The sequence below is a fragment of the Streptomyces sp. E2N166 genome (genome assembly GCF_003671715.1).
GTDB classification, from domain to species: domain Bacteria; phylum Actinomycetota; class Actinomycetes; order Streptomycetales; family Streptomycetaceae; genus Streptomyces; species Streptomyces thinghirensis.
In genome coordinates this window covers 1,675,465-1,684,081 of record NZ_RAIF01000032.1, presented here as the reverse complement: position 1 = coordinate 1,684,081, position 8,617 = coordinate 1,675,465, and the positions used below count along the sequence as shown (strand labels likewise).

The following is an 8,617-nucleotide window of genomic DNA, read 5'->3' as shown; positions in this document are numbered from 1 at the left end:
CCCCGCCGTCCACGCTGCCCGACGCCGACGGCGCGCTGGTCCGCAGCGAACCGCTGCGCCTCGCGCTGAGCCTGCCCGGCCTCGACGGCCCCCTTCCGGGGCGGGCGACCCGGCTGATGTACAAGTCCACCGACGCGAACGGCGAACCGGTCGCCGTGACCGGCGCCTACATCGAGCCGGCCGCGAAGTGGCGCGGCGAAGGGCCGCGCCCCCTGGTCGCCGTGGCACCCGGCACCATGGGCCAGGGCGACCAGTGCGCCGCCTCGATGGCCCTGGAGCACCCGCTGCTGCTCAACGGCGAGACGGTGTCGGTGGGTTACGAGGACCTGTCGATCTACCGGCTGCTGCTGCGCGGTGTCGCGGTCGTCGTCACCGACTACGTCGGCCTCGGCACCACCGACCGGCTGCACACCTACGTCAACCGCGTCGACGGAGCCCACGCCGTACTGGACGCCGTACGCGCCGCGCGTTCCCTCGACTCGGCGTCGGTCACCCCCGGCTCACGGGTCGGCCTCTTCGGATACAGCCAGGGCGGCGGGGCGACGGCCGCCGCGGCCGAGCTCCAGCCGTCCTACGCCCCGGACGTCGAGCTGGCGGGCACCTACGCGGGCGCTCCGCCCGCCGACCTGACCGAGGTGACCGCGGCCATCGACGGCGGCGACCTGGCGGGCGCCCTGGGCTGGTCGCTCAACGGCTTCCTGCAGACCGAGCCGTCGCTGCGGCCCATCGCCGAGCGGTACATCAGCGCGGCCGGCGAGGAGGCGCTCAGGGACCTGTCGACCATGTGCGTCGGAGACGCCCTCTTCGGGTACGGAGGCGACAGCAGCACCGGCTGGACGAAGACCGGGCTGTCGATCAGCGACGTCATCCGGGCCGAGCCGACGCTGCAGGCCTTCCTGGCCGAACAGCGCATCGGCTCGCTGAAACCCGCCAGCCCGGTGCGCGTGGCCACGGGCGTCAGCGACGACCTGGTCCCCCACGAGCAGTCCCGCCGACTGGCCGTCGACTGGTGCCGCAAGGGCGCGAAGGTCACCTACGACGCGGTCCTGCTGCCCGGCGTCGGCAGTGGCCTGCTCAACCACTTCGCCCCGCTGCTCGCCGACCAGGGCAAGGCCATCTCCTGGCTCACCGACCGCCTCTCGGGGAAGCCGGCCGGCTCCAACTGCTGGAGCATGCCCGTACAGCCCTGAGCCCTGACGGTCACACACAGGGGCCCCGGCGGATGTCCGCCGGGGCCCCGCCATAGGCCGTCGGCTCCGTCGGCTCCGTCGGCTCCGTCGGCTCCGTCGGCTCCGTCGGCTCCGTCGCGATGGTCGTCCGGGAGCTCATCAGCACCTCGAAGGACCTCTACAGCTTCTCCAAGGGGCGCTCCGAGGTCCGCTGACGGGCCCCCGGCACGCGGCGCCGGCGGGCGAACCCCAGTGACGCGGCGCCCGAACCCACGGCGACCCCGGCGCAGACCAGGGCGCTGCCCACGGCCTGCGCGACGCCGTAGGTGCCCGTGCCGACGAGCGGTGCCGTGCAGGCGGCGGCGACCGGGATCAGGCCTGAGAACAGCGTGGCGCGCTCCGCCCCGATCCGCTGCATGCCCATGTACCAGCACACGAACCCGACGACGGTGACCACCGCCGCCTGCCACAGGAGCGCGCCGGCCTCGATCGCGTCCGGCCGCCGCAGCCATCCGCCGCCGTCGGCCAGGACACCCGCCAACGCCGACTCGACGGCGGCCACACCGCACACCACGGTGGACAACAGGCGAGGGCCCAGGGGGCGCAGTACGGGCACCGCGAGGACGGCGAAACCGACCTCGCCGACCAGGGCGCACACGGAGAAGGCGATGCCCGCGCCGTCGGTGCGCCCCCACCCCTGGACCGTGAAGGCGCCCACGGCCACGAACAGCGCCCCGTACAGCACGACGCGCTGCGGCCGGCGCCCGTCCAGGAGGGGGACGAGGACGGCGACCACCACGGGCGCGCAGCCCACGAAGACGCCGGGGACCGCCGGTTCCGCCGTGCGTTCCGCGGCGAGGACGGCCAGGTTGAAGCCGACCATGCCGACGGCGGCGAGCAGCGCCAGGCGCAGCCACCGGCCGGCCCCGAGCCCGCGCAGCCGGGTCCTCGCGCCGGGACCCGCGAGCGGGACGAGAAGCAGGAAGGCCAGGCCGTAGCGCAGGAACTGGCCGCCCGCGTACGGGTAGTCGCCGAGCAGGCTGTTGGCGGTGAAGGACCCTCCGACGAGGACACAGGCGAGCGCGGCGAGCAGGGCTCCGCGCGTGGTGGTGGCGTTCATGACCACGACGCTAGAAAGCACGGCGGTCCGTCACGGGGTCCACTCGACGGGCGCCATCGGGGACCAATCGGCGGCGACGACCCTCACACGGGCATCACGGCTTCTCCATCACGTGCATGTCACAGGAATCCGGGGTAGTCGGAAGCTCCCGGTGCCAACACATCGGGAAAGCAAGGGATTTGACCGTCATGAACAGACATGTGAAGGGGCTTCCAGTGCGCACCAGCAAAGTGGCAACCGCTGTGGCGACCGCGAGCGTCTCGGCCGCCTTACTGGCCGGCTGCGGCGGCGATTCCGGTGGTGAGAGCAAGCCGTTCGAGGGGCAGAGCGCCGACGACATCGCCGCGAAGGCGGTCGAGGCCACCCGGCAGGCCAAGTCCATGCATGTGAAGGGCGACAACCGTCTGGAGGACGGCAGCACCGTCACCATCGACGTCTCGGTCGACCAGGAGAAGAACTGTCAGGGCACCATCGGCACCGGCGAGTCCACGGCCGAAGTGCGGCACACCGAAGCGAGCCTCTACCTGCGCGGCGACGAGCGGTACTGGCAGAACGCCCTGAAGCAGCAGCCCGACGCGGCGCGGAAGATGGCGCCCGAGCTCCAGGACAAGTGGGTGAAGATGCCGGCGAACGACGCCACGACCACCGGTGTCTGCGACAAGCAGGGCTTCATCTCCGCCATGGACGAGGACAAGTCCGAGCGTCAGGGCATGAAGCGCGGTGACACGACGGAGGTGGACGGCGAGGAGGCCCTGAAGCTCACGAAGAAGGGCTCGGCCGGGGAGACCCTCGCCCTGTACGTCGCCACCAAGGGCGAGCCGTACATTCTGAAGACCACGACCGAGGGCGGCAAGAACCCGGGCAGCGTCACCTTCAGCGACTACAACAAGCCGGTGAGCCCCGAACAGCCGCCGGCCGACCAGACCGTCGACATGAAGGAACTGGCCGGCGAGCAGCAGGCCTGACCTACGGGGCGCCGCTCCCCGCCTCCCCGCGCTCCCGGTCCGAGGCCGGCCACACATAGGGCAGGTCGTCCGGGATCCCGGGAAACAGCTCGGCGTAGACCTCCGGCTCCTTGCGCACCAGCGCCGACCGGTGGCTGCGGTGGAAGGCGTCGTCCCCGAGCCAGGGCGGCAGTTCCCCGGCGTCCGCCAGCTCCGGCTGGTCCCGCACCGGCTCGTGCGGGCGGCTCGCGGCGAGCCCTGCGACGAGCGAGGCGGCGCAGCTGTCCTGGTGTCCCTGCTCGCGCCAGACCCGGCAGACCTCCAGGCCGTAACGGACCAGCGCCTCCTCGTAGCCCGTCCACATCCGCACCGCCGGATGCCGGCGCCAGCCGTAGCCGGGCACGGTCAGACCGCGCAGCACCTGGAGCGCCTCGACCCGCTGTTTGCCCAGCCGGCGGCGGTCCAGGGCCAGCGCCGACTCCCGGAAGCCGGGGTGGGGGAGGAAGGTCTGCATGCCGGTACTGCTCCGTTCAGCCGGGGAACTGGCCGCGCTCGCGCAGGTGTCCGCGGCGTTCGGCGTAGGCGAGGTCGTCGCGCCACAGGCGGCCGGCGGCGGCGCGCATCAGCGGGCGCAGGGCCGGAGCCAGTCGCCTGGCCACGGGGAAGCCCGGCCGGTCCGAGGTGGCCAGCACCGCTTCGACGACCGCGGTGCGCGGTCGGCCGCTCCTGTCCGGGCCCAGCGGCGTGGCATGGCTCTCCACGACGGACCCCGTGCCCTCGCCGTCCGTGATGCGCATGACGACGGTGCGGGGCTCCGGCGCGGTGAACTCGGCCCGTACGGGCACGACGAGCCGGCCGGTCAGCCGGAAGGACACATCCACGACGAAGCGGTCGTCGTCCTGTCCGGCGACCGCGGTTTCGCCGGAAGTCTCGCCGGGCGTCTCGACGACGGTGAGGTCCACGAAGGAGTACGGGTGGAACCAGGCACCGTGCCACGGGTCGAGCCGGTTGGCGACGACGTCCTCGGGTTCGCAGACCCCGACCCCGCGCCACACCGACGTCAGGGCCGTCGCCAGCGGTGGCCTGCCGGGCACGAAGGGCGCGACCGTCGGCGTCTCCTCCCCCACCGCGTCCAGCCGAACCCACACCAGTACGCCGTCGTCGTGCACCGGCAGCGGCTCCCAGCCGGCGAACGCGGCACCGTCCAGGGCGAGTCCGTGCCAGTGGCACACGAGCGTCCCGCACCGCACCGGACTCTCGGCCAGCGGGGCGCCGAGGTGGGGACACGCGCCGGGTCCGCCCACCAGGCGCCCGCGCGCGTCGCGCCAGACGACGACCTCGACGCCGGCGACCGTGCCGGACAGCGGGCGGGTGGTCCGTACCTCCGTACTCGCGCCGAGGACGTACCAGTTGCCCGAGGGGCGTGCCCGGGCGCGCCCGAGAGCCGCGGCGATGAGGGCGGGGCGGGCCTCGCGCCAGGTCGGGCGCTGCTTCTGCCAGGGGATCGGGCGGCGGCGCAGCCGCAGGGGGAAACGGCCGCGGCGGGGGCTGGGGTCGTGCCTCATCCGGCCTCCTTCACGGAGCAGGCGTCGCTCCGGCACGGCACCGGCGGCGTCCCGCGAGCGGCGCCGCCCCGCGCCCTCAGCCGGGCGGACAGCACTCGTACGAGCCCGTCGGCGGCCACGGTCGCGCGACGGCGGCGGCGCACCACCGCGCGCCGGTGCAGTACCGCGTACCCGCTGTCCGCGATGGCGTCGAGGATGCCGCGATAGAGGACGTACGCGGTACGGATGCAGGGCCGCGAGACCGGGTCCAGCATCGCCAGCCCGGGTGCGGCCTCGCGGTAGACGGCGCGGGTGAGGTCGTCGGCGGCCCGCAGCGCGGCGGTGATGCGGGGGTCGTGGCGGCCGGTGCGCCTGCTCCACAGCAGCAGGTCCCGCTGGACGCCGTGCGCGGCCAGCAGGTCCGCCGGGAGGTAGATCCGTCCCCGGTCCAGGTCCTCGCCCACGTCCCGCAGGAAGTTGGTCAGCTGGAAGGCGACGCCCAGCGCGGCTGCGTGCGGCGCGGCCGTGGTGCGGGCGGTCACGGTACCGAGCACGGGGAGCATCTGCAGGCCGATGACGGCGGCCGAGCCGTGCATGTAGGCGCGCAGGTCGTCGTAGGTGGCGTAGTCGGTGACCGTGAGGTCGCTGCGCATGGAGGCCATGAAGTCGGTGAAGTGCGCCGGGTCGATGGCGTACCGGGCGGCGGTGTCGGCGAGGGCGACCACCACGGGTTCGCCGGCGGGCCCGGCATCGGTCAGCGCCCGCCGCAGCTGCTCCTCGAGCCGGGTGAGGGTCGCCGCGCGTTCGGCGGTCGTCGCCCGGGCCCCCATGTCGTCGACGATGTCGTCCGCCCACCGCGCGAATCCGTACAGGGCGTGCACGGCCGGCCTGCGGTCGGCGGGCAGGAGGCGGGTCGCCAGGAAGTAGGTGCGCCCGTGCCGGGCGTTGAGGAGCCGGCACCGGGTGTAGGCGGCGCGCAGGGCGGGATCGGTGATGCCCGCGGCGTCCAGTTCGCGGCGGGTCATCGGCGCCCGCCCTTCGCCGCCGTACGTCGTGCCGGTGTGCCGGTGATGCGGGCGGCGGCCAGCTTCCCGGAGATCAGCACGGTCGGCACGCCCACCCCGGGGGTGGTGCCGCAACCCGCGAGGACCGCGTTCTCCGTGCCGCGCACCAGGTTGCGGGGGCGGAAGGGACCCGTCTGGGCGAAGGTGTGGGCGACGGAGAACGGCGTGCCCGCGGCATGCCCCTGGGCGGTCCACTCGGCGGGTGTCACCAGGCATTCCTCCTCGATGGCGGCGGCGAGACCGGTCAGCCCCCGGTGTTCCAGGGTGGTGAGCAGACGGTCGCGGTAGCGCGGCGCGAGATCGGTCCAGGCCCGGGCGTCCGGCCCGATGTCGGTGTTGGGGCAGGGCGCGAGGACGTAGTGGAGGTGGCGTCCCTCGGGGGCCAGGGTGGGGTCCCCGGCGGTGGGCCGGGTGATCAGCAGCGACGGATCGGTCATCAGGGTGCCGGTCCGGGTCAGTTCGTCGAAGGTCCGGCGCCACGCGGCGCCGAAGGAGAGCGTGTGGTGCGCGAGGTGCGGCCAGGTACGGGTGGTGCCGGCGTGCAGGACCACGGCGGAGGGCGCGTGCCGCAGCCCGACCGGGCGGCGCGGGCGGCGGCCCAGCAGCCGGTGGACGACGGGCAGGTCGGGGGTGAGGACGACGGCGTCGCAGGGGATGCGCTCGTGGGCGGTGACGACGGCGGTGACCCGGTTTCCGGACCGTTCCAGGCGGGTGACGTCCTGTCCGAGGCGCAGGTCGGCCCCGGCGTCGGCGGCGGCGTCCGCCATGGCCCGGGGCAGGGCGTGCATGCCGCCGCGGGGGAAGTACACCCCGGCCACGGTGTCCATATAGGCGATGACGGCGTAGGCGGCCAGCGCGCGGGCCGGTGCCACACCGGCGTACAGGGCCTGGAAGGAGAAGACCCGTTTCAGCCGCTCGTCCGTCAGGAAGCGTCCGATGCGCGCGTCCAGCCGGCCGAAGCCGCCGAGGGCGGCGAGTCTGGCCAGGTCGGGCGTGAGCAGGCCGAGCGGAGAGTCGAAGTTGGCGTCGATGAACCGGCGCATCTGCACCGCGTACAGCTGCCGGAGCCAGGCGCGCAGCCGCCGGTATCCGGCCGCCTCACGCGCCCCGGCGAACCGCTCCACCTCCGCCTCCATGGCGGCGGCGTCGGTGTGGACGTCCAGGGTGCCGCCGTCGGCGAAGAACGCCCGGTAGGCGGGGTGCAGGGGAAGGAGCTCGACGCGGTCGGCAAGCCGGTCGCCGACGGCGGCGAACGCCTCGTCGGCCAGATCGGGCATCGTCAGCACGGTCGGGCCCGTGTCGATGCGGTAGCCGCCGAACTCACGCCGTCCGGCGCGACCGCCGGGCAGCGGGTCGCGTTCCACCACCGTCACCCGCCGCCCGGAGCCCAGCAGATGCAGGGCGGCCGACAGGCCCGCGAGCCCCGCACCGACGACCACGACGTGGTCGGTGCGACCGGTCACCGTCCGCGTCATCGCGGGCCCTCCGCCGGGTGCGGCAGGTCCCGCGGCTTCTCCCGGCCGTCGTCGGCCGTGCTGGGGCGCATCCCGGGTCCTCTCGTCGTCGGCTGCGGCGCTGAGCCGTTCGGGTACGTCGGCCGCTGCGCCTACTTCGACCGGGCGGCGCGCGGTGGATGCACCGTCCGGCGCCGGCCCCGGCGGGTGACTCGGCGTCATGCCTTCCCCCTTCGCTTCCGGCCCGACGCCGCCGACACCCGTTCCCGCCCCGCAGTCACCCGCCCGGCGGGCACCCGCCCCGGGCCGACCAGCGCGCCGTGCGTCCAAGGGCGGCACGAGGACGGAATACTCCGCCGGAACCGAGGCCGCGCACGCTCTTCGTACAAACGGAAACGGAAACGGAAGGAGGTGGCCGTGGTCGAGGCGGACATCGTCGTCGTCGGTGCCGGGGCGGCAGGTCTCTCCCTGGCGCACCGGCTCCCGGCTCGCTCACCGCACGGCACGGCGCCCTCCGTCGTCCTGATCGATCCGCCGCCCGGCCCGCTGCGGGCACCGCGGCGCACCTGGTGCTTCTGGGAGTCGGGCCCCGGCCGCTTCGACCCGGCGACGACGGCGTCCTGGGAGTGGCTGCGGGTGCGGAGCCGGGACGGGGCGGTGGCCCTGCGGCACATCGCGCCGGCCCGCTACAAGATGATCCGCTCGGACGACTTCGAGGCGCTCGTGGACCGTGACCTGAAGGAACGGGCCGGGCTTCGGCGTCTGGAGGCCACCGTCGGCACGGTGACCACCCTGCCGGACGGGACCGCCTGGGTGCCGGCCACGGACGCCGCCGGGGCCGAAGTCGGCCTGCGCGCCCGCTGGGTCTTCGACTCCCGCCCGCCCGACCATCCGCCGCCCGCCCGCACCCGCCTCCTCCAGCATTTCCGCGGCTGGTTCGTCCGCACCGAGCGGCCGGTCTTCGACCCGGCGGTGGTCGACCTGATGGACTTCCGCACCCGGCAGCCGGAGCGCGGCCTGTCCTTCGGCTACGTGCTCCCGACCGGGCGGCACACCGCGCTGGTCGAGTACACCGAGTTCGGCCCGGCGCCGCTGACGTCCGCCGCGTACGACGGCGCCCTGGAGGACTACACGCGCCGCGTCCTGCGGACCGGTGCCACGGAGGTCCTGTCGACGGAGCAGGGGGTGATCCCGATGACCGACGCCGTGTTCGAGCGGCGGGCGAAGGGGTCCGGTGCCGTCTTCCGGATCGGGATGGCGGGCGGGGCGACGCGTGCGTCCACCGGCTACACGTTCGCCGCCGTGCAGCGGCAGTCCGACGC

8 protein-coding genes are annotated in these 8,617 nt (G+C 74.3%); 3 read left to right on the top strand and 5 right to left on the bottom strand.

The genetic code is table 11. From position 1 onward, the window contains the following. Positions 1-1,190, top strand: a 1,190-nt coding sequence (locus EBH09_RS34620) for a lipase family protein (RefSeq protein WP_121750746.1), incomplete at its 5' end; no start/stop codon positions are given. A gap of 157 nt (positions 1,191-1,347) precedes the next feature. On the opposite strand, the gene EBH09_RS34615 is transcribed toward EBH09_RS34620, so the two are convergent. Continuing rightward, positions 1,348-2,289, bottom strand: coding sequence for a DMT family transporter (locus EBH09_RS34615; protein WP_121751158.1), 942 nt, complete (start codon positions 2,287-2,289; stop codon positions 1,348-1,350). 215 nt (positions 2,290-2,504) lie between these two features. On the opposite strand from EBH09_RS34615, the gene EBH09_RS34610 reads away from it, so the two are divergent. Next, positions 2,505-3,254 carry a hypothetical protein gene (locus tag EBH09_RS34610; RefSeq protein WP_121750745.1) on the top strand — a complete coding sequence of 250 codons (750 nt, stop codon included), beginning with the start codon at positions 2,505-2,507 and terminating at the stop codon, positions 3,252-3,254. A 1-nt stretch (position 3,255) separates the two neighbouring features. Here EBH09_RS34610 and EBH09_RS34605 read toward each other — a convergent pair whose 3' ends face one another. The 4 genes from EBH09_RS34605 to crtI are packed head-to-tail and all read right to left on the bottom strand — an operon-like array spanning position 3,256 to position 7,316. After that, positions 3,256-3,747, bottom strand: coding sequence for an MSMEG_6728 family protein (locus EBH09_RS34605; RefSeq protein WP_121750744.1), 492 nt, complete (start codon positions 3,745-3,747; stop codon positions 3,256-3,258). Between the two features lie 16 nt (positions 3,748-3,763). Beyond that, positions 3,764-4,798 carry a DUF5914 domain-containing protein gene (locus EBH09_RS34600; protein ID WP_121750743.1) on the bottom strand — a complete coding sequence of 345 codons (1,035 nt, stop codon included), beginning with the start codon at positions 4,796-4,798 and terminating at the stop codon, positions 3,764-3,766. Continuing rightward, positions 4,795-5,802 (bottom strand): phytoene/squalene synthase family protein, encoded by a 1,008-nt coding sequence (locus EBH09_RS34595; RefSeq protein ID WP_121750742.1) that lies wholly within the window; start codon positions 5,800-5,802, stop codon positions 4,795-4,797. The genes EBH09_RS34600 and EBH09_RS34595 overlap by 4 nt, the downstream gene beginning before the upstream one ends. Further along, positions 5,799-7,316, bottom strand: a complete 1,518-nt coding sequence (gene crtI, locus EBH09_RS34590; protein WP_121750741.1) for a phytoene desaturase family protein — start codon at positions 7,314-7,316, stop codon at positions 5,799-5,801. Before crtI ends, EBH09_RS34595 begins: the two co-directional genes overlap by 4 nt. 396 nt (positions 7,317-7,712) lie before the next feature. Between crtI and EBH09_RS34585 the strand changes: the two genes are divergently transcribed. Next, positions 7,713-8,617: lycopene cyclase family protein (locus EBH09_RS34585; protein ID WP_238697591.1), on the top strand; the 905-nt coding region annotated here is incomplete at its 3' end.

Bases quoted from the DNA above. Each gene is read 5' to 3' on its own strand.
- EBH09_RS34605 (WP_121750744.1), bottom strand. From the start codon at position 3,747: ATGCAGACCTTCCTCCCCCACCCCGGCTTCCGGGAGTCGGCGCTGGCC.
- EBH09_RS34600 (WP_121750743.1), bottom strand. From the start codon at position 4,798: ATGAGGCACGACCCCAGCCCCCGCCGCGGCCGTTTCCCCCTGCGGCTG.
- crtI (WP_121750741.1), bottom strand. From the start codon at position 7,316: ATGACGCGGACGGTGACCGGTCGCACCGACCACGTCGTGGTCGTCGGT.
- EBH09_RS34615 (WP_121751158.1), bottom strand. From the start codon at position 2,289: ATGAACGCCACCACCACGCGCGGAGCCCTGCTCGCCGCGCTCGCCTGT.
- EBH09_RS34595 (WP_121750742.1), bottom strand. From the start codon at position 5,802: ATGACCCGCCGCGAACTGGACGCCGCGGGCATCACCGATCCCGCCCTG.